Raw genomic sequence first — 19,222 nt, forward strand, 5'->3', positions numbered from 1 at the left:
GCTCATAACCCGAAGGTCGCAGGTTCAAATCCTGTCCCCGCAATCATGGTCCCGTGGTGTAGCGGTTAACATGCCTGCCTGTCACGCAGGAGATCGCGGGTTCGATTCCCGTCGGGACCGCCATTTATTTAGGCTCAGTAGCTCAGTTGGTAGAGCAAAGGACTGAAAATCCTTGTGTCGGCGGTTCGATTCCGTCCTGAGCCACCATTTAAAGTAATGCCGGTGTAGCTCAATTGGTAGAGCAACTGACTTGTAATCAGTAGGTTGGGGGTTCAAGTCCTCTTGCCGGCACCATTCTCGATCTATTTATATGTGGAGGGGTAGCGAAGTGGCTAAACGCGGCGGACTGTAAATCCGCTCCCTCCGGGTTCGGCGGTTCGAATCCGTCCCCCTCCACCATTTATCATTCTAGGGGCATAGTTTAAAGGTAGAACTGAGGTCTCCAAAACCTCCAGTGTGGGTTCGATTCCTACTGCCCCTGCCAATTAAGTTTCTATCCTGGCGATTGTGGCGAAGTGGTTAACGCATCGGATTGTGGTTCCGACATTCGTGGGTTCGATTCCCATCAGTCGCCCCATTCTTTTTTTACAATTACATTTTGATGGGCTATAGCCAAGCGGTAAGGCAACGGACTTTGACTCCGTCATGCGTTGGTTCGAATCCAGCTAGCCCAGCCATTTATGCGGAAGTAGTTCAGTGGTAGAATACAACCTTGCCAAGGTTGGGGTCGCGGGTTCGAATCCCGTCTTCCGCTCCAAATATATGGCGGCATAGCCAAGTGGTAAGGCCAAGGTCTGCAAAACCTTTATCCACCGGTTCGAATCCGGTTGCCGCCTCCAAGAAACATGCCGGTGTGGCGGAATTGGCAGACGCGCACGACTCAAAATCGTGTTCCTCACGGAGTGTCGGTTCGACCCCGACCACCGGTATCAAATAGGTCGAAAAACAAGAGAGCCAGTGCTTTGTACAATCAGAGCGCTGGCTTTTTTGCATTTTTTGGCCAATCTAAAAAGCCAATGGCACGGTAGGATCGGCGCTTTATTAGTAAGAAAAGTACAGGTTAACAACCCAATCCAAAAATTGCGCTTATCAGCTATAGAAATTATTATTACCGACATTATAACCAGCCATCAATGAGCTTCCTGTCTAATCCATTTAGAAACGAGGCCATGACTACTATTCGATGATCCGAGACTCCGGCGTTATTGTTTAGTTTATGAGTTAATTCAATGCTTTATATCTACATAAACGTAATCGATAGAAAGCAGTTCTTATTTCCATTAAAGATAGAATTGACATTTAATATTAAGTGGAATCTAAATATTAATATACAATGAAGGTGACGTTCCATTGATAATCAACGATAAAGGGCTAATTTATTTAAATGAAACGACCATGACAGCTATTTTTGATTGTGTCTATGGGATAAATGACTATTTGAAACCGGAAACAAAACAACTACTGAACGAGAAAATGTTTCAAGATTTTGTGAATCTATTGCTTGTGCAGCAGAATTACAATTACTGGTATCGCCAAGGGATAGCTGCTGAGTTATTTTCTTTATTCGAATCCACAGTTGGACCAATGGAAAGAAATTCAGACGGAACAATTCTTTGGCTTGCTCTTGGACTAGCTATAAAAGAATTGTATGGATTAAGATATTCAACACTTAAAGAACTGCTTAAAAAGGTTAACGTGAGAAAATGAGCAATAATGTGATTCCAAGTTAAATAGGAGGATAAGAGATGGATATAGAAGTGTTTATTGGAGACTTAAGTGATCCGGACTTTGATTATGAAACCGGGAGCTGGTCCGGAAATATACCGAAAAGAATAAGTGGCTATTTTCCAAACCCACATAATATTTTCCCAAAGCTAGTTGATAAGATTGATAAAAAGGAAATAACAGGGAGACAAACAGATTGGGGTTCATGGACAGCAATTCTTTATCCAAATGAATTGACCAATGTAATTATTGATCTCTATGGTGAACAATCATTTGAGACAGATACTATGGTCAGTAGCTTACTAACGTTTGTCAGACAGTTGGATAACACTAAACAGTATGGTTTAGTAGCCAGTGAAATGTCATAGACATAACTTTATACTCCCTAAATCATTTGATAGATGTTCGAGAAGAGAGTGAAAGTACATCTTCGAGATTTTTGTCCAGAATATGAGCCTGGCACTTGCTGTTGCATCTGGATAAGGATGATTTCGGCGTTGTTGTTTCGTTGTAGGTGAACCATCATCAATATACGCTGTGAGACTTTTTTGGTATCAATAGCATTGAATTAATAAAATGGTACAGTTACCATTCTCTTTTTTATAAAGCGGGAAAAACGCTCCCGCTCATACAGTCAGGTTCCCTCTTGAAAGTTATATTTATCCCCATTTCTAAATTCACGCAAACCAATCGAGATAAAATCATTAACCATTAGCGTAACAAATTCCTCGCCGTATGCTTCAGTCAGAGCGGACAGTTCTTTCTCGACTTCTCTGGATACGAGAAATTTGAATTCACGCTTGGATATTTCATCATATAACTCATCGGTTAATTCATCGAGTTGCCGTAATAGCTCCAGGTAACGTTCGTGCGGTAATTTTCCATTACTCACAATACCAGCCCCTTTTTTGATTTTGTTTCATTCTACTGCATAAAGGGATGATCTATGCTTGTTAAGAAGGATGGAGGGGTAAAAATATCCCCACACTCTTCGTTGAATGCAGGGAATTAACGGAACTGGTTAATCATGTTTATGTATTTAAGATGTTTAAGTTTATCTTCTACAAATTCTTCGCATATTGGTTAAGCTTGTTCGACATGTCTTGAATATCCTGGATAAAGGCCGAAGTTTCTTGTATGGATGCTGCTTGTTCCTCGCCAATCGCAGCGATTTGGCCAATTGCAGCGGCGATTTGTTTTGTCGCTTCCTGGATTTGGGCCAAGGTGTCACGTATTGTTTGGGTAGATGAGACCGTCTCTTTGGAAAACTTGCGAATTTCATTGGCGACCACTTCAAAGCCTTTTCCTTTTTCCCCGGCCCGGGCTGCCTCTATGGCTGCATTCAGCCCTAATAAATTCGTCTGGTCTGCCACTCTTTTTATCATGGATACCACTTCATCAGTGTTCTTCACATGTTCTTCGGCTTGAAGGGACCTGGACAAAAGTTTTTTCGAAGAATCTGCCAGTGTACTGGAACCATCCGCAACTGAATTGATGCGCTCGGTTGCTTGTGATAAGGAAACGGATATCTGGTCGGCAATGGCCCTTAATTCACTTTGCCTGCGCAATTGAATGGCAATTCCGCCAATGACTTTACCGCTTTTGTCACTCAGCGGGGTTGCAGTTCCGGTGAACTCAAAACCATAAAAATCTGCCGGTACTTCTGACTTTAAGGACTTGTTTTGGCGTAGAGCGAGAGAGAGGGGTTCTTCCTTATTTAAGGCTTGGCCTATCTTAATATTTAAATTAATCGTTTCTCCCGGGTAATAGGCAATAAAGCGGTCTAAATCGCAAATGGCGATCGAGAGGTCAGCAGGTACCGCAGCTTTTAGGATTGGAACCATAGCAACAATGCTCTCTAATGATTCAATTTTGTTGATCATCGAAGTACAACTCCCCATTTCTTTATAAGGCTACTAGATTAATTATCGTCTAATTTACCGGAATATTTAAGACAGTAAATATAGAGCCTATTCATTTTCCATTTTCTATGGAAACACCAAGATAACTATTTAGTTGGTATATCGGAAACGAATGTGCCATGTTAACGCTTTGAAAATTTGTTAAGGTTTTTTTAATAAATAGGCTTGATTATATCAAAAGGAGGGTTTATAATAGATTTTATTGATAGGGAACATAATTCGACAGAATAAGACATAATCCTACGCGGGTGTAGTTTAATGGTAAAACCTCAGCCTTCCAAGCTGATGTCGTGAGTTCGATTCTCATCACCCGCTCCATACATATGATCACAACGCAGTGTTTCGTTACATAGAGAACGAGGTATTGCGTTTTTTAATTTTTTAGGGCATACCAACTTATGGTATGCTTTTTGTGTTTGCAGATAAGAAAATGTTTCCTAATCTGCATAAAGAATAACACAGACTAAATGCGCCACGTCCTTATGTCTTCTCCTGTTTTTCACTTTTATTATAGGAGGTTGTATGTACAGCTATGGAACAAACGAGGGAAAAATTTGAATGGAAACCTTTTTTGCAATTGATAACTGCTGAAAAACCTCCAATCTTAATCATCACGTCAGTATTGATTTTAAGCCTCATTGAAACGGCGTCGAGCCTAGTGGTTCCGCTCTTAACAAAGAGGCTTGTTGATTTGATGGCAGGTGGGGGAGTGCAAACAAGTATCGTCGCGCTGCTTGTTATGGTGTTTATCGCACAAACAGTGGCAGGGGGATTTTCTTTTTACTTGTTGACGTATATCGGTGAAAAAGTGGTCGCAGGCATTCGCCGAAAGCTATGGAACCATATCCTTCAATTGCCGATTTCATTTTTTGATGCGAATCAATCCGGAGAAACACTAAGCAGGATTACGCAGGATACGAATACGATTAAAACGGTCATTACAAATCACCTGGTTACGTTTATTTCAGGAGTAATATCCATCATCGGCTCGGTCATCATCCTTGTTATATTGGATTGGAAAATGACAGCAATTATGCTGGGAGTCGTCCCGGTTTCTGTCCTCATAATATTGCCGCTTGGGAGGAAAATGTACAAGGTTTCCAGAAAAACTCAGGATGAAATGGCGGAATTCAGCGGGAATCTTGGAAGGGTGCTGAGTGAGATCCGGCTTGTAAAATCCTATAATGGGGAGGATGCAGAAAGAAAGAAAGGATTTTATGGCGTCCAGCAATTATTCCTTTACGGCTTAAAGGAAGCCAAGATACAGGCGGTAATTTCCCCCTTCATGACAACAATCCTGATGGTGGTCCTGGTCATTTTGATTGGTTATGGCGGTGTGCGGGTCGCTTCAGGGCAATTGACGGCCGGGACTCTTGTGGCGATCATCATCTATATGTTCCAGATAGTTGTCCCTTTCAGCCAGCTTGCTTCTTTCTTTACGGCATTCCAGAAAGCGATGGGTGCGACAGACAGGATTCAGGGACTGATTACGCTTCCGATGGAAAAATATGAAGGAAAACAGGATACTTTGATGAATGGGGATTTGTCTTTCCGAGATGTGTCGTTTTCTTACAATGAATCGAAACTTATTCTGGACCGAGTCAGCTTTACCGTCCCCTCCAATAAAACGGTTGCACTGGTCGGTCCTAGCGGCAGCGGAAAAACAACGGTATTTTCCATGATAGAGCGGTTTTATAAACCTGATAAGGGATCCATAAACATTGGTGGAATCCCTATTGGGGAATTGGATCTGTCGCTTTGGAGGTCACATATCGGCTATGTCTCACAAGACAGCCCGGTGATGACAGGGACGATCAAAGAAAATATATGTTATGGGTTGCAGCGCAAGGTTTCTGAAGAGGAGGTACACGCTGCAGCTAAAATGGCGAATGCCCATGATTTTATTCTTGCGCTTGAAGACAAATATGCAACACAGGTTGGAGAGCGGGGAGTTAAGCTATCGGGAGGACAGCGGCAGCGGATTGCGATTGCCAGGGCCATCCTGAGGAATCCTAAAATCCTTCTTCTCGATGAAGCAACGTCCAATCTGGACAGCGAATCAGAACTGTTGGTACAACATGCCGTAAAAAATATGATGAAAGGGCGGACGACGCTAATCATAGCCCACCGCCTTTCCACAGTTTTAGAAGCTGACGAATTGCTTGTGCTTGAAGATGGAAGAGTTACGGGAAAAGGTACTCACTCCGAACTTCTGGAGCGCCATGAGCTTTACCAAAAACTTGCGAAACAGCAGTTAAAAATAAACGGCGTCTCCACACGCTGAAAAATGCAGCCTTTCCGGCTGCATTTTTCAGTCCTTATTCGAAATTACCCGGCAAGCAGCTTCACCGCCATGAATTTGCAGGAACATGTCCATTAGTGACTTTGTCAATTTATATCCATCTTCCTTTGTTATAGAAGGCCGCAAATAAATGATTTGCAAGGCATTGTTGGTGTGTTCGGTAACCATTGTCCGTTCTGAATCGACAAATGGGCTTCCAAAAGGACCTGCATCGTCTGTAGAGACAATCATATTTTGCATTGAATTGATCCTGCTATTGATGCCGGTATATTCTTCCCCCGCTTCCCCGATTTTGATCTTTACATCCCCACTGATATGATCACTGTTGTAGATGCCAATCGGCACTTCATATTGCAGGGAAAAGAAATTGTTCAAATCGATGGCCGAATTGACAGAGGGCAAATAGTTCTGTTTTTTGATGCGGCGATAAAGGGCTTCAGCAGACGGGCGGTACCGCGAAGGGTCGGTTCCCGCCGATTTGAAAACCTGGCGCCATTCTTTAATCCCTTTAAATTCGGCTAGTTCTTTTTCCTGCAGGTCAAAAAAGATCGACTCCTGGAATAGCTGCAATCTTCCTTTCACCATTTGCGGGGAATCTCCCACTTTTATATTATGGTATGTAATGATTCCCGCCTTAAAGCCAGGCACTTTGCGTTCCAAAGCATCATCAATATAAGTTTCCAATCGTTTCACCTCCAAAAAATGCCGGAAATCGTTTATCATAGGTAACAGTGGTTTTATTCAACTATAAGCGAATCTTCTTTCATTTTAAAGAGGAAAGGAGGCATCTTGAATGGATTATCGAAAACTGAAAGAAGAAATCATTCTATATAGCCAGGAAATTGGCATTGATAAAATCGGTTTTACAACTGCCGATACGTTTAGGGAAATGAAAAACAGGCTGATCCGCCAAGCGGAGTCAGGTTATCAATCCGGCTTTGAAGAGCCTGATATAAATAAACGGGTACATCCTGAATTGATTTTTCCGGAGCCGCGTTCTATCATTTCAATTGCAATCGCATATCCTTCCAAAATGAAAGATGCCCCACAAAGCAAAAAGGGGGAGCGGCGGGGAATATTTGCCCGTGCATCATGGGGAACGGATTATCATGTGATCCTTCGGGACAAATTGAAGCGGTTGGAAGAGTTTATCAAAGGGAGAGTTCCTGCCGCAATAACCAAATCAATGGTTGATACGGGAGAACTTGTGGACCGGGCAGTTGCCGAGCGGGCCGGAATTGGCTGGAGCGGCAAAAATTGCTCGATCATTACACCGGAATTCGGCTCTTACGTCTATTTAGGGGAGATGATAACCAGCCTCCCTTTGGAACCGGATAAGCCGATGGAAGACCGTTGCGGCGATTGCAATAAATGTATCGATGTTTGTCCGACGGGGGCGCTTGTGGCAGGAGGACAATTGAATGCCAAGCGCTGTATCGCGTTCCTGACGCAGACGAAAGGATTTTTACCGGATGAATTCCGCAAGAAGCTCGGGAACAGGCTTTATGGCTGTGATACTTGCCAAACAGTGTGCCCCGAGAATAAAGGAAAGGATTTCCATGTGCATCCTGAAACAGAGCCTGATCCTGAGATTGCCAAGCCTTTATTAAAGCCTTTGCTTTCAATCAGCAATCGCGATTTCAAAGAAAAGTTCGGCCATGTTTCCGGTTCATGGAGAGGGAAGAAGCCGATCCAGCGGAATGCGATTATCGCCCTGGCCCATTATAAAGATGAGACGGCACTGCCTGAGCTCATCAAAGTCTTGAAAGAAGATTCGAGGCCTGTCATCAGAGGGACGGCTGCCTGGGCGATTGGCAAAATTGGCGGGGCGGATGCTGAACCTGAATTACAGCATGCGCTTGACCGGGAAACAGATGTTGAAGTATTGAATGAAATAAAAAAGGGGATACAATTACTTGAAACTCCCCAGTAGATTACCCGGCATTTGCCGGGTTTTTTCGTTTTGGTGTAACATCCAGCTTTTATGTAGGCAGCAGTTGATGGCTCAATCTGCGTATATATAATGGTGGATTTTCCTGTGATGCATGCAAGATTTCTAAAGGATAAAATTGATTGCTCTTTCCACCAACCGGCGGGATAATTCTGTTTTTTAAACACGGAGTTAGTCTTCTACTAATACAGGCCAGTCTTTCATAGATATAAAAACATAGACATAAATGGGAGGGCTGACCTTGAGACAACAGCTGGAGGCATTATTACAGGAACGGGTAAATCAGTTTGTTTGCAATCAAAAAAATCGAAGCGGGCATAAAGAAGAAAAGTTGGAACGGAAACTGGAATCATTAATGAAACGGGGCGCAGAAATTGTCCAGGTGAGGGCTTCCGGAAACATTATTTCCGAGAGCAGAGGGTATCATGAAACTTTGGTTGATTATATGGTGCATTTCCGTTTTTTTATTAAACAAGATGATTTCTTTATTGATGAAGAAGGGACCGAGTATCGAACAGCAAGGTTTGTTGCCGGGGAATTGGTTGAAGATCAAGAGAAAGAGCAAAAAGCGGAAATACCCGATATCGTGTTGGGAATCGAGCGGGACGGGTTTGATGAAAGGCTGTCTTATTCGTATAACCGCATGAAGGCCGTGCAATATGCTGAAAGATGGTGGAATGAGTTTAATCCTGTTTATAAGAAATTCACGGATGATTGCACAAATTTTATTTCGCAATGCTTGAACGCCGGAGGCATACCGATGTGGGGGAGCCCCAACAAATCAAGGGGTTGGTGGATGAGGGGGAACAACTGGAGCTATTCCTGGACGGTTGCCCATTCCTTGATGTTGCTGCTGGCAAACGGCAAAGGCATCCGTACCAAACAGGTTCCTTCTCCAAAGGAGTTACAGCTCGGTGATATCATTTGTTATGATTTCGAGGGGAATGGGAGGTATGACCATAACACGATCGTTACAGCAAAGGATAGGAATGGCATGCCGCTCGTTAATGCCCATACCACGAACAGCCGACGCCGATATTGGGCATACGAAGATTCAACTGCCTATACTCCAAACATCAAATATAAATATTTCATTATCCTTGACGAGAAATGAGCCTCGTGGCAAGGAAGGATAAAAAAGGGAATCACCAAGTAATATCCTTAATCGGGGAAATAAATGACAAAATATCGCAATCAGATAGGAAAATCTATTTTTTATGTGAAAAAGCAAATAGTGATATAATATCCGGTAGAGTATATATTAGAGGTGACAATAGTGGCCATACATGTAGTATTATATCAGCCTCAGATCCCTTCCAACACAGGAAACATTGCACGTACATGTGCAGCGACGGATACAGCGCTGCACTTGATTCGTCCGCTTGGCTTTTCGACGGACGATAAAATGCTGAAACGGGCCGGACTGGATTACTGGGAGCATGTAAAGATCAATTATTATGACTCATTGGAAGAATTCTTTGAAAAAAATAAAGGCGGAGAATTCTTTTATCTCTCTAAATTCGGGAAAAAGCCGCATACGACTTTTGATTACAGCAACAAAGAAAAGGAATATTACTTTGTGTTCGGCCGGGAGACAACCGGGCTGCCGAAAGAATTGATCCGTGAACAAATGGATCGCTGCCTGCGGATTCCAATGACGGATAAGGTACGTTCGCTTAACCTGTCCAACACCGCAGCCATCCTTGTTTATGAAGCATTGCGGCAGCAAGATTACCGCAGTCTTGATATTGAAGGCAAACTTTAGGCCAAATCTCCAAAAGGCATAGGGACGTGATAGAGTGTAAAGGTTTTTCTGTCACTCTCCTCCCAGCCTTACTTTGTTTTATCGGTAAACTATCTTTGGAAATACATATTGGGGTGAAGAATTATGAATGAAGTAATAGAACGAATATTAAACCATCGCTCTATTCGATCTTTTGAGGACAAGCCGTTGACGGAAGATCAGATACATACGATAATTGAATCCGCCCAAGCGGCGTCTTCTTCAAGTTTTATTCAGGCATACACCATTATTGGTGTTACAGACCGGAAGAAGAAAGCTGCACTCGCCCAGGTTGCGGGCTCGCAGGAATATGTTGAAAAGAATGGGCACTTATTTGTGTTTTGCGCGGACTTACACAGGCATGACGTAATTGCAGAAATGGAAAATAAAGATCTCGGAGAGCCGCTTGAGAGTACGGAAAAATTCATGGTCGCCTGCATTGATGCAGCGCTGGCTGCGCAAAATGCCTCACTGGCAGCAGAATCGATGGGGCTTGGAATTTGTTATATCGGCGGGATTCGGAATGATCTTCCGGCGGTATCGGAGATTTTACAAATTCCAACAAGGGTGGTTCCGCTTTTTGGATTGACAGTGGGTTACCCGGAGAAAATTACGGATAAGAAACCTAGGCTTCCGCTTACAAATGTGTACCATATAAACGGCTACCAGCAGGAAAAAGATACCTTTATCGCTGAATTAAGAGAATATAATGACATTGTTTCCCGTTACTATTTGGAAAGAACCGGCGGAAAACGGGCTGACACATGGACAGGTCAAATCGCTTCAATGCTGGAGAAGAAAAGCCGGATGTATATGAAGGAGTTTGTGGAGAAACAGGGTCTGAATAAAAGATAAAAAGCTGCCAAATGGCAGCTTTTTAGGTAGGCTTTATTTTACACCGGGTTTATCATTGTAACCACCAGTGAAAATGGCAGCTAAAAATGCAACAGAAACAGCAATGATTAATATTGTCCCCACTATGTAGCCCCCTTTTTTGCATAATATAGTGCGTCGCTTGCTTAACGAATCCGCGGTTTGCAGGCGGTGTTCTTCGTTTAATGCCACGAGAATAAGTATGGGAATATTATACCCCATTTTTATATGGGTGTGAATGAAAACGGTTATACTTTTTTGTTGATCACAGTTTATTCACAAATTTTTCAATATTAAAAAACCGACGGACTCGCTGTTTTGAGCCATTTTGACCAGCAAGGTTTCCCTCTTTTCGCATCCTTATACATGTTTGGCTAAAACCGGGCATAGAGTAGAGTATCATCTCTGAAAGTAACAAGGGGAGGTTCCTTAATGGATATTTTAAAGAAGATTGAAAAGTACAGAGAAGATGAACAGAAGCTGAAATGGGAAGGCACCTTCGCGGAATATTTGGAGATTGTAAGAGAACAGCCAAGGGTTGCTCAGTCTGCTCATTCACGAGTTTATAACATGATCAGAGATGCCGGTATAGAAGAAGTCAATGGAACCCGTAAATACAATTTCTTCAGTGGCCAGCTCTTCGGCCTTGAGGAGTCGCTTGAGAGGCTGGTGGAGGAATATTTTCATCCGGCTGCCAAACGGCTTGATGTAAGAAAAAGAATTTTGCTTTTGATGGGCCCTGTTTCAGGAGGGAAATCGACACTTGTGGCGATGTTAAAGCGGGGGCTTGAAGCATATTCCCTGCGAAACCAGGGGGCGATATATGCTATCAAAGGCTGCCCAATGCATGAAGACCCGCTGCACCTTATCCCGCAGCATTTGCGTGAGGATTTTCATGAGGAATATGGCATTCGGATTGAAGGAAATTTATCCCCGCTGAATGTCATGCGGCTGGAAAAGGATTACGGGGGCCGAATAGAAGACGTGATAGTCGAAAGAATCTTCCTTTCGGAGGATAAGCGTGTCGGAATTGGAACGTTCAGTCCTTCTGACCCGAAATCACAGGATATCGCAGATTTGACAGGAAGTATTGACTTTTCGACGATTGCCCAATATGGTTCGGAATCCGATCCGCGCGCCTATCGGTTTGATGGCGAGCTAAACAAGGCAAACCGGGGCATGATGGAATTCCAGGAAATGCTGAAATGTGACGAGAAATTCTTATGGCACTTGCTTTCCCTCACACAGGAAGGAAACTTTAAGGCAGGGCGGTTCGCGTTGATTAGTGCTGATGAGTTGATTGTCGCACACACGAATGAAACCGAATATAAGTCATTCATTGCCAATAAGAAAAATGAAGCACTCCATTCAAGGATTATCGTAATGCCGATCCCATATAACCTGAAGGTGAGTCAAGAAGAAAAAATTTATGAGAAAATGATCCGTGAGAGCGATGTGTCGGATGTCCATATCGCCCCTCATACCCTTAAAGTAGCCGCGATGTTTACCATCCTTACGAGGTTGAAGGATCCCAAGAAAGGTGACATCGACCTCGTGAAGAAGTTGAGGCTGTATGATGGCGAAAATGTGGAGGGTTATAATTCAGCAGATATTACCGAGCTTAAGAAAGAACACCCGGATGAAGGGATGAGCGGTATTGATCCGCGCTATGTGATTAACCGCATATCATCGACCATCATCCGCAAAGAAGACAATCCGTCCATTAATGCCCTTGATGTACTCCGCTCATTAAAGGAAGGCTTGGACCAGCATCCTTCCATCACGAATGAGCTCAGGGAGCGATACCTGAATTTTATCTCGCTCGCACGGAAGGAATACGATGCGATTGCGAAAAATGAAGTGCAAAAGGCCTTTGTGTATTCCTATGAAGAATCAGCCAAGACGCTTATGGATAATTATCTGGATAATGTAGAAGCTTACTGCAACAAATCAAAGCTGCGCGACCCGCTTACCGGGGAAGAAATTTCTCCAGATGAAAAGCTGATGCGTTCCATTGAGGAGCAGATCGGCATTTCTGAAAACGCGAAAAAAGCATTCCGAGAAGAAATCCTGATCCGTATATCTGCATATGCACGCAAAGGGAAACGGTTCGACTACAATTCCCATGACCGCTTGCGTGAAGCGATCCAAAAGAAATTGTTTGCTGATTTGAAGGATGTAGTAAAAATTACCACATCCACAAAGACCCCGGATGAAAACCAACTGAAGAAAGTGAATGAAGTAGTCGCAAGGCTTATTGAAGAGCATGGATATAATTCCACCTCTGCAAATGAATTGTTAAGGTATGTTGGCAGTTTATTGAACAGATAGCAATTAAAATGGCCTGCCGAATTTGGCAGGTTTCTTTTTTTACCTGTACTGTTATGAAAAAAATTTAGAATTTTTGAATCAACCAGGAGGTGGGTAATAAGATGAATGTGAAGCGCTATCAATAAGGCGTCAGCCTGGTTGAATACTTCTCTACCTTGCGGGAAAGGTAAGGATAAAGGAGATGGTGTCTGTTGAAAAGGAATAATCCCAACCGGGAAACAGAACGGATAGTTGCCCCAGGTTTTCATTATGATGATGAGATAAACAAAAGTGCAACGCCAGGAGAGATTGAAAAAGGCGAATATACGCATGTAACCAGATTGTCTCTTGATGAGGTGGATCCAAGTTGAAACCCTGCCGTATGGCAGGGTTTCTTTGCGCTTTTAGAAAATTTTCACCTATATATTAGTGCTATTACTCTAGTGATATCTCGCTAAAATAATTTATAATATTCTTAACTTTCAAAAAAGGAAGTGTTAAGTATGAAAAAACAGTTATTTATCGACGGGAAACAAGTTTCCTATCTCGATGAAGGGGAGGCAGGTTGGCCGGCTGTCTTGATGGTTCATGGGAATCCAGAATCATCACTCCTGTGGAAAGATATTATCCCTGCGGTCGAGAAGTCCGGTTACCGGGCCATTGCTCCTGATCTTCCGGGTTTTGGAGAAAGCGACCCTTTTGATGGCCCCTCGACGTGGGAAGCCTATGTCGCATTTGTTTCACAGTTCCTCGGGGAATTAAATCTGAGAAATGTCCATCTCTTTGTGCATGATTGGGGAGGCGGTATTGGACTCATGTGGGCTTGCCAAAACGCGGACAAGGTGAGAAGCCTTTTTATTACGGATACAATTTTTTCTCCGGATTATACCTGGCATACCCTCGCTCAACAGTGGAGAACAACTGGAGTGGGTGAACAGATTATTCAAGGCATGTCCGATTGGGAGTTTTGGCAGGCAGCCATGAATAAGCAGATTCCAGGCATTTCAGAGGATGTATTAGCTGATTTCTTTAAGGTAGTGGCGTATCCAGAAAGGAAAAACGTAATTCTTGACCTGTATCGTTCCGGGGATATGGAAAAGGTAATCCCTTACAAGCCAAAGCTCCGTGAGATTTCTGGCCCGGTTACAATTGTTTGGGGAGAGGATGACCCATATATCCCCCAGGAGTTTGGAATCAGAATGAAGAAGGAAGATTTTCCACAGGCAACTTTCCATTTGATCCCCGGAGCGGGACACTTCATCCATATTGAAGCAGCGGATGCGGTATGCCAACTTGTTGAGGAACACTTTAAAAAAATATAACAATTAATCACAAAGCACAACAATCTGGATGAAATAGTCGAAGATGGCTTGGATGCTTTAAGTTAAGATAAGGATTAGATAGAAATTCTTTGTAAAGCTCAAAGTAAGGGATATCGCAAGGGCAATCATTCCGGCTCCCAGCTGTTTGCGTATTCAGTGAATAAAAACATGAAGAGGATATCCCCATTCCTGGATAGGATTGAACGTACGTCCCTGTCGAAGAAATGGGGTTTTCCTGTAACCTAAATAGTCACGTCCAATCCATGTTCTTCAAGTTTCACTATGATTTGCTGGAGGGAAATTTTTTCGTTTTCGAACTCGACTTTTATTTCACCGTCATTTGTATCGAACATAGCCCTTATAATTCCATCACTTTGAAGCAAAAGCGATTCCACATTTTGAATGTCACTGCCGGAAGTAGCCTCTTTCACAAAAATTGTAGCGTTTTCCATCATCAGTCTCCTTTCCACCAATTACTGTCTACTTTATCTATACCCTGTTGAGCAGAAGATATGACACAGCCTGCGTTAGTTTACCGTGGACCAACAACGGGTAAAAGCATTCAGAGGTGATTAATATGGACAAAGGACTGAAAAAGGAATATGTGCCTGAAAACAGTTCGATGGCAAAAGATTTAAAAGAAATGAAAGACCTCGGCAATCAAATGGAGAATTTAAGAACAAACGAAGAGCTGAAAGAATGGAATAAACGTCCCGGTACTGTACAGCATGAAGAAGTGGAAGTTAAGCCGGAATAGATAAAGTCTCCAGTGGTTTGGAGGCTTTTTTTGTACGTTAAAAAGTTTTTTTCTTCTTTAAAGAATTAAAGAGAAGAAATCGATTTCAGCTCTTTGGTAGAAAAGCCGGTTTTACTATTCCTATCAATACCTTATCTGTAAGCTTGTCTTTTTTTATTGTACATTCACCCGTTATCAAAATTTTTTGTAAATTATTTGCTGTCCGCGCATAAGATAGAGTAAACCCTTACTTTACTAATTTTAGCTTTGCAAAAGGAACTGAAAGATACCTTTAGAGAAATTAAAAAATTTTTTTCACACTACGTTATCTTATGCTTGGTTATGGAAGAATGTGCAAGAAGAAATAAGGAGGGGAAGAATATGTCAGAAGAGAACAATCATCAGTTTGTGATTTCTAAGGAAGATTGGTCCCTCCACCGGAAAGGCTATGACGACCAGCAGCGGCACCAGGAAAAAGTACAAGAAGCGATCAAGAATAATCTGCCGGATTTAATTTCCGAAGAAAGCATTATCATGTCAAACGGACACGATGTTGTTAAAATCCCGATTCGCTCTTTGGATGAATATAAAATACGTTATAATTATGACAAAAATAAGCATGTAGGACAGGGAGAAGGCGAGAGCCAGGTGGGAGATGTAGTAGCCAGGGACGGTTCGCCATCACAGCAGAAGGGCCCGGGTAAAGGGCAGGGGGCCGGAGATCAGGCCGGTGAAGATTATTATGAAGCCGAAGTTTCAATGATGGAAATTGAAGAGGCATTATTCAGCCAATTGGAGCTTCCGAACCTTCAGCAAAAGGAACGCGACGAAAACAGGGTGGAGAATATCGAATTCAACGATATCCGGAAAACAGGGCTCATGGGCAACATTGATAAAAAGAAGACAATGATGACCGCTTTCAAACGCAACGCTCTCACCGGCAACCCGGGATTTCACCCTATTTACCAGGAGGATTTGAAATTCAAAACCTGGAATGAAGTCATAAAGCCTGATTCTAAAGCGGTGGTATTGGCAATGATGGACACTTCAGGTTCGATGGGCCTCTGGGAAAAATACATGGCACGCAGCTTTTTCTTTTGGATGACCCGGTTTTTGCGGACAAAATATGAAACTGTCGAAATTGAATTTATTGCCCACCATACCGAAGCAAAAATTGTTCCGGAAGAGGACTTTTTCACAAAGGGAGAAAGTGGCGGGACCATTTGTTCATCCGTATACCGGAAAGCGTTGGAACTCATCGATTATAAATACGATCCAATGAGGTATAACATCTACCCATTCCATTTTTCCGACGGCGACAACCTCACATCCGATAATGCCCGCTGCGTCAAACTCGTCGAGCAGCTTATGAAGTCGTGCAACATGTTCGGATATGGCGAGGTCAACCAGTACAATCGCCATTCAACCCTTATGAGCGCCTACAAAAACATCAACAATGAAAAATTCCGTTATTATATCTTAAAGCAAAAAGCAGACGTGTTCCATGCGATGAAGAGCTTTTTCAAGAGTGAAGAGACAAAACAGTATGCATGAATTTACCCCGACAGGCAATAACCTGTCGGGTAAATTCTTTTTTATCAACTCCCGGCCTTCTGCTGCTGTTCGAGCAATAGAAATTGGCAAATTAGTATTTGTGAGAAGCTTTTATATAATTACAACAATAAACATGCCGATACATTTGGCCTGTTTATATCTTCCTGCAGGTTAAAGAATGTACGGGTCGCACTCATACAGCAAAAAAGCCGTGAATAATAAATCAAGCCTGTCACACATCGTCATGAAGGCTGGATTTTATATAGATAGGAAGGTTTATATGTTAAAATTTTGGAGGAAATTTGGTTTGGTTATGGCCGGGGGGAGCATTCAGGGATTCGGAATGGGGATTTTTTTATTTCCCCATGCCATCCCTTCTGGTGGTGCAGGCGGCCTGGCTGTGCTCTTGAACCATTTTTTTTATCTGAATATTGGACTTGCCCTCTGGCTTGTGAACTTTTCAATGCTGATGCTTGCGATGAAATACCTAGGGAACCGGGCCACGTTATGGACAATGATGTCCATGACGGTTACTTCACTTGCTATATACGCATCCCAGCAAACATTTAATTTTGTTAAAGGAGACGTTTGGATAGATTTGTGTCTTGGCTCGGTATTCCTGGGAACCGGCGTCGGCCTTCTTCTAAGGGAAGGCGTCTCCAACGGGGGAGTTGGAGTCATCGCCTTGATCATATCAAATTCAAGAAGCATATTGCCGGGTAAACCGCTTTTTTTCATTAATGGTCTTATCTTTATCCTTACTGCATTGATCATTAAGTGGGAAATCATCGTTCAAGCTATATTGAGCCAATGGATTTCGACCATCCTTGTCGATATTATCTGCAAAATGGAATTCCATCAAAACTATACCATTGGATGGAGGAAAAAATAGCTGGCAATGAATTTCCCATTTTAGATATATCTGTATCGTACAGGTGTATTTTTCTTTTTCTCTCCATCTTTTCCTTTTACGTGGATCATTGCTAAAGCGAGTAGTCCCACCACAAGTGTAAGAATGGCAATCGACACAAACATGCCTGTACGTGACCAAGCGATAAGCCGCGTAAAGACAGGCGGCCCAATTGCCACACCCAAAAAACGTACCGAGCTGTACAAAGACGTGATAAAGCCCCTGATTTCTTTTCCTACAGAGCCTGTGATCAAAGTGTTGACGCAAGGAAGTACGAGACCAGTCCCAAAGCTGCTGATGACCAATATGAACAAGAACGGAACAAGTTTTTCAAAGAAAGCCAATAAAGCATAGGAAATGGTCATAGAGAAGAAACCAATAATGATCAATTTCTTCATCAGTTCAAGGTTTTTTCCTATCTTCGCTCCGGTAATGTAGGACGTTGTACACATGACTAGCAATGGAATAGCAAGAATAAGCCCTTTTTGAACCCCATCAATTTTATATTGCTTCTCTAAAACATCCGATAAATAAAAAAGGATGCCGAAGAGTGCAAACAAGCATGTCGCTCCTGCCAAATAGGTTGCCACCAGCCATCGTCCATCTTGTTTAAACGTATGCTTAATTCCCAATACGTATTTTGCAAACGGAGGCGGTGCCTGCTTATGGCTCTTCTCTTTAACAAAAAACCATGTTAAAAGAATGGAAATGATACAGAAAATCGGAAATGCATAGAACGGTGCATACCAAACAATGATTGCAAGCAGGGAACCAATAATCGGGGATAATACTTTTCCTAAGCCGTTAGAGGCTTCTACAACCCCAAGGACCCTGCTCTGTTCACCGCCCTTGAACAAGTCGCCTGCCAAGGCCATGGCGATTGGTGCCGTGCCCGCTGCGCCTATCCCCTGCAAAATTCGGCCGGTCAATATCCAAGGATAGGGGGAGGATAGTGATGACGCGGCAAATCCCGCCAGCACCCCGCCAACCGCATATAAAATCAATGAAGGTATGATTACCGCTTTTCTTGAATAACGATCAGAAAGGTAACCAAGAACGGGGATGAGAATGGCAGCCGCGAATGAAAATACTGTAATAGTTAAACTAACCTGCAACGGTGATAGCTTTAATTGGGTCTGCATCGAAGGCAGAATTGGAATTAACATCGAATTTCCCAGGGTCATAATGAGAGGGATTGATCCGATGGCTGCTATCGTCATACCTTTATTTTGGGACGCCACTAAACTGTACACATCCTTTTTACATATATTTTTCTCTGGGTGATTTGGTCAGGGCTACTTGGCCATTAACGGAGGCGGTACAATCCAACCCTTTTCCTTATTGATCTTTAATAATTTTGCTCCGTACTCAGCCTTCTGTGTATGAAATTCTCCATACATTTCTGCAATGTCCTCCCTAATTGACAGACCCATAATTGTAGAGGCTACTACCATGCCGGCGGCTATTTCTTTTGACACCATGCTTGCGATCTCCGGGTCATTAAACCTTGCCCCGGCAGGAATATCCTGTACCTCAACATTAGGGCGCTCAGGCGGGGCTGGAGGGAGGCGGATTCCACTCTCTTTTAATAAAGTCTCTACTTGCTGTTCTTCCTGCTTTATACAGTTATCTTTAAGGTCACCTAACAAAATCTTTAAATCATGGTCTCCTGTATGATTGATCAATACTTCCAGCGTAACCAGCAGCTCCTTCGTTCCATGTAAATGGGTCCAAAGGTGAAAGACTTCCCCCGAATGCAATGGTTCCTCTTTTGGGTTGCCGCTTAAAATTCCCATACATCATCCCTCCTTATAATGTCTTATCCTATTTTTGC

At 42.9% G+C, this 19,222-nt stretch carries 19 protein-coding genes and 11 tRNA genes; 24 read left to right on the forward strand and 6 right to left on the reverse strand.

Features of this window, described 5'->3' with window-relative positions:
• Positions 1-47: 47 nt before the first annotated feature.
• From D0466_RS15325 to D0466_RS15380, 12 genes are all read left to right on the forward strand, one after another.
• Positions 48-123: transfer RNA gene (locus D0466_RS15325), tRNA-Asp, on the forward strand.
• Between the two features lie 8 nt (positions 124-131).
• Positions 132-207 (forward strand) — tRNA-Phe (locus tag D0466_RS15330).
• 11 nt (positions 208-218) lie between these two features.
• Positions 219-294: transfer RNA gene (locus tag D0466_RS15335), tRNA-Thr, on the forward strand.
• Positions 295-314: 20 nt separating this feature from the next.
• A tRNA-Tyr gene (locus tag D0466_RS15340) sits at positions 315-399 on the forward strand.
• A gap of 11 nt (positions 400-410) precedes the next feature.
• A tRNA-Trp gene (locus tag D0466_RS15345) sits at positions 411-484 on the forward strand.
• Between the two features lie 17 nt (positions 485-501).
• Positions 502-577 (forward strand) — tRNA-His (locus tag D0466_RS15350).
• Positions 578-602: 25 nt separating this feature from the next.
• Positions 603-677, forward strand: a tRNA-Gln gene (locus D0466_RS15355).
• A gap of 5 nt (positions 678-682) precedes the next feature.
• Positions 683-757 (forward strand) — tRNA-Gly (locus D0466_RS15360).
• Between the two features lie 7 nt (positions 758-764).
• Positions 765-839, forward strand: a tRNA-Cys gene (locus D0466_RS15365).
• An 8-nt stretch (positions 840-847) separates the two neighbouring features.
• Positions 848-929 (forward strand) — tRNA-Leu (locus tag D0466_RS15370).
• 421 nt (positions 930-1,350) lie between these two features.
• Entirely contained in the window at positions 1,351-1,707 is a 357-nt protein-coding gene (locus tag D0466_RS15375) for a hypothetical protein (RefSeq protein WP_117323433.1), read from the forward strand.
• Positions 1,708-1,745: 38 nt separating this feature from the next.
• Positions 1,746-2,093 carry a hypothetical protein gene (locus D0466_RS15380; protein WP_117323434.1) on the forward strand — a complete coding sequence of 116 codons (348 nt, stop codon included), beginning with the start codon at positions 1,746-1,748 and terminating at the stop codon, positions 2,091-2,093.
• A 266-nt stretch (positions 2,094-2,359) separates the two neighbouring features.
• Here D0466_RS15380 and D0466_RS15385 read toward each other — a convergent pair whose 3' ends face one another.
• Both D0466_RS15385 and D0466_RS15390 read right to left on the reverse strand, forming a co-directional pair.
• Positions 2,360-2,617: a hypothetical protein gene (locus D0466_RS15385; protein WP_117323435.1), complete on the reverse strand. Its 258-nt coding sequence runs from the start codon at positions 2,615-2,617 to the stop codon at positions 2,360-2,362.
• 169 nt (positions 2,618-2,786) lie between these two features.
• Positions 2,787-3,608 (reverse strand): methyl-accepting chemotaxis protein, encoded by an 822-nt coding sequence (locus tag D0466_RS15390; RefSeq protein WP_117323436.1) that lies wholly within the window; start codon positions 3,606-3,608, stop codon positions 2,787-2,789.
• A gap of 283 nt (positions 3,609-3,891) precedes the next feature.
• On the opposite strand from D0466_RS15390, the gene D0466_RS15395 reads away from it, so the two are divergent.
• Positions 3,892-3,965, forward strand: a tRNA-Gly gene (locus D0466_RS15395).
• Positions 3,966-4,179: 214 nt separating this feature from the next.
• Complete coding sequence (locus D0466_RS15400) at positions 4,180-5,931, forward strand: ABC transporter ATP-binding protein (RefSeq protein WP_117323437.1); 1,752 nt, start codon at positions 4,180-4,182, stop codon at positions 5,929-5,931.
• A 27-nt stretch (positions 5,932-5,958) separates the two neighbouring features.
• Here the strand turns inward: D0466_RS15400 and D0466_RS15405 are convergent, their stop codons facing one another.
• Positions 5,959-6,633: a B3/B4 domain-containing protein gene (locus D0466_RS15405; RefSeq protein ID WP_407675640.1), complete on the reverse strand. Its 675-nt coding sequence runs from the start codon at positions 6,631-6,633 to the stop codon at positions 5,959-5,961.
• A 109-nt stretch (positions 6,634-6,742) separates the two neighbouring features.
• Between D0466_RS15405 and queG the strand changes: the two genes are divergently transcribed.
• From queG to D0466_RS15435, 7 genes are all read left to right on the forward strand, one after another.
• A complete protein-coding gene (gene queG, locus D0466_RS15410) occupies positions 6,743-7,882 on the forward strand; it encodes a tRNA epoxyqueuosine(34) reductase QueG (protein WP_117323439.1) in 1,140 nt (379 codons plus the stop codon).
• 259 nt (positions 7,883-8,141) lie between these two features.
• The gene (locus D0466_RS15415) at positions 8,142-9,014 is read left to right on the forward strand and encodes an amidase domain-containing protein (protein WP_117323440.1); all 873 of its coding nucleotides are present in this window, start codon (positions 8,142-8,144) and stop codon (positions 9,012-9,014) included.
• A 162-nt stretch (positions 9,015-9,176) separates the two neighbouring features.
• Positions 9,177-9,665 (forward strand): tRNA (uridine(34)/cytosine(34)/5-carboxymethylaminomethyluridine(34)-2'-O)-methyltransferase TrmL, encoded by a 489-nt coding sequence (gene trmL / locus D0466_RS15420; protein ID WP_117323441.1) that lies wholly within the window; start codon positions 9,177-9,179, stop codon positions 9,663-9,665.
• A gap of 123 nt (positions 9,666-9,788) precedes the next feature.
• Positions 9,789-10,538, forward strand: coding sequence for an oxygen-insensitive NADPH nitroreductase (gene nfsA / locus D0466_RS15425; protein WP_117323442.1), 750 nt, complete (start codon positions 9,789-9,791; stop codon positions 10,536-10,538).
• A 450-nt stretch (positions 10,539-10,988) separates the two neighbouring features.
• Complete coding sequence (locus tag D0466_RS15430; protein WP_117323443.1) at positions 10,989-12,887, forward strand: PrkA family serine protein kinase; 1,899 nt, start codon at positions 10,989-10,991, stop codon at positions 12,885-12,887.
• A 191-nt stretch (positions 12,888-13,078) separates the two neighbouring features.
• Entirely contained in the window at positions 13,079-13,237 is a 159-nt protein-coding gene (locus D0466_RS22265) for a hypothetical protein (RefSeq protein WP_158555916.1), read from the forward strand.
• A 132-nt stretch (positions 13,238-13,369) separates the two neighbouring features.
• Positions 13,370-14,188 (forward strand): alpha/beta fold hydrolase, encoded by an 819-nt coding sequence (locus tag D0466_RS15435; RefSeq protein WP_117323444.1) that lies wholly within the window; start codon positions 13,370-13,372, stop codon positions 14,186-14,188.
• Positions 14,189-14,430: 242 nt separating this feature from the next.
• Here the strand turns inward: D0466_RS15435 and D0466_RS15440 are convergent, their stop codons facing one another.
• Positions 14,431-14,643, reverse strand: a complete 213-nt coding sequence (locus D0466_RS15440; RefSeq protein WP_142919937.1) for a heavy-metal-associated domain-containing protein — start codon at positions 14,641-14,643, stop codon at positions 14,431-14,433.
• 122 nt (positions 14,644-14,765) lie between these two features.
• Here D0466_RS15440 and D0466_RS15445 point away from each other — a divergent pair, with 122 nt between their 5' ends.
• From D0466_RS15445 to D0466_RS15460, 3 genes are all read left to right on the forward strand, one after another.
• The gene (locus D0466_RS15445) at positions 14,766-14,945 is read left to right on the forward strand and encodes a hypothetical protein (protein WP_117323446.1); all 180 of its coding nucleotides are present in this window, start codon (positions 14,766-14,768) and stop codon (positions 14,943-14,945) included.
• A gap of 360 nt (positions 14,946-15,305) precedes the next feature.
• The gene (gene yhbH, locus D0466_RS15450) at positions 15,306-16,478 is read left to right on the forward strand and encodes a sporulation protein YhbH (protein WP_117323447.1); all 1,173 of its coding nucleotides are present in this window, start codon (positions 15,306-15,308) and stop codon (positions 16,476-16,478) included.
• 280 nt (positions 16,479-16,758) lie between these two features.
• The gene (locus tag D0466_RS15460; protein WP_117323449.1) at positions 16,759-17,370 is read left to right on the forward strand and encodes a YitT family protein; all 612 of its coding nucleotides are present in this window, start codon (positions 16,759-16,761) and stop codon (positions 17,368-17,370) included.
• A gap of 20 nt (positions 17,371-17,390) precedes the next feature.
• Here the strand turns inward: D0466_RS15460 and D0466_RS15465 are convergent, their stop codons facing one another.
• Positions 17,391-18,608 (reverse strand): MFS transporter, encoded by a 1,218-nt coding sequence (locus D0466_RS15465; protein WP_117323630.1) that lies wholly within the window; start codon positions 18,606-18,608, stop codon positions 17,391-17,393.
• A 75-nt stretch (positions 18,609-18,683) separates the two neighbouring features.
• Positions 18,684-19,184, reverse strand: a complete 501-nt coding sequence (locus D0466_RS15470; protein ID WP_117323450.1) for a DUF3231 family protein — start codon at positions 19,182-19,184, stop codon at positions 18,684-18,686.
• Positions 19,185-19,222 lie beyond the last annotated feature (38 nt).

Source organism: Peribacillus glennii (assembly GCF_003429105.1).
Classification (GTDB): Bacteria; Bacillota; Bacilli; order Bacillales; family DSM-1321; genus Peribacillus; species Peribacillus glennii.

Coding starts and splice junctions, on each gene's coding strand:
- D0466_RS15470 (WP_117323450.1), bottom strand. CDS start 19,184: ATGGGAATTTTAAGCGGCAACCCAAAAGAGGAACCATTGCATTCGGGG.
- D0466_RS15400 (WP_117323437.1), top strand. CDS start 4,180: ATGGAACAAACGAGGGAAAAATTTGAATGGAAACCTTTTTTGCAATTG.
- D0466_RS15380 (WP_117323434.1), top strand. CDS start 1,746: ATGGATATAGAAGTGTTTATTGGAGACTTAAGTGATCCGGACTTTGAT.
- queG (WP_117323439.1), top strand. CDS start 6,743: ATGGATTATCGAAAACTGAAAGAAGAAATCATTCTATATAGCCAGGAA.
- nfsA (WP_117323442.1), top strand. CDS start 9,789: ATGAATGAAGTAATAGAACGAATATTAAACCATCGCTCTATTCGATCT.
- yhbH (WP_117323447.1), top strand. CDS start 15,306: ATGTCAGAAGAGAACAATCATCAGTTTGTGATTTCTAAGGAAGATTGG.
- D0466_RS15440 (WP_142919937.1), bottom strand. CDS start 14,643: ATGATGGAAAACGCTACAATTTTTGTGAAAGAGGCTACTTCCGGCAGT.
- D0466_RS15390 (WP_117323436.1), bottom strand. CDS start 3,608: ATGATCAACAAAATTGAATCATTAGAGAGCATTGTTGCTATGGTTCCA.
- D0466_RS15460 (WP_117323449.1), top strand. CDS start 16,759: ATGTTAAAATTTTGGAGGAAATTTGGTTTGGTTATGGCCGGGGGGAGC.
- D0466_RS15430 (WP_117323443.1), top strand. CDS start 10,989: ATGGATATTTTAAAGAAGATTGAAAAGTACAGAGAAGATGAACAGAAG.
- D0466_RS15445 (WP_117323446.1), top strand. CDS start 14,766: ATGGACAAAGGACTGAAAAAGGAATATGTGCCTGAAAACAGTTCGATG.
- D0466_RS15435 (WP_117323444.1), top strand. CDS start 13,370: ATGAAAAAACAGTTATTTATCGACGGGAAACAAGTTTCCTATCTCGAT.
- D0466_RS15465 (WP_117323630.1), bottom strand. CDS start 18,608: ATGACGATAGCAGCCATCGGATCAATCCCTCTCATTATGACCCTGGGA.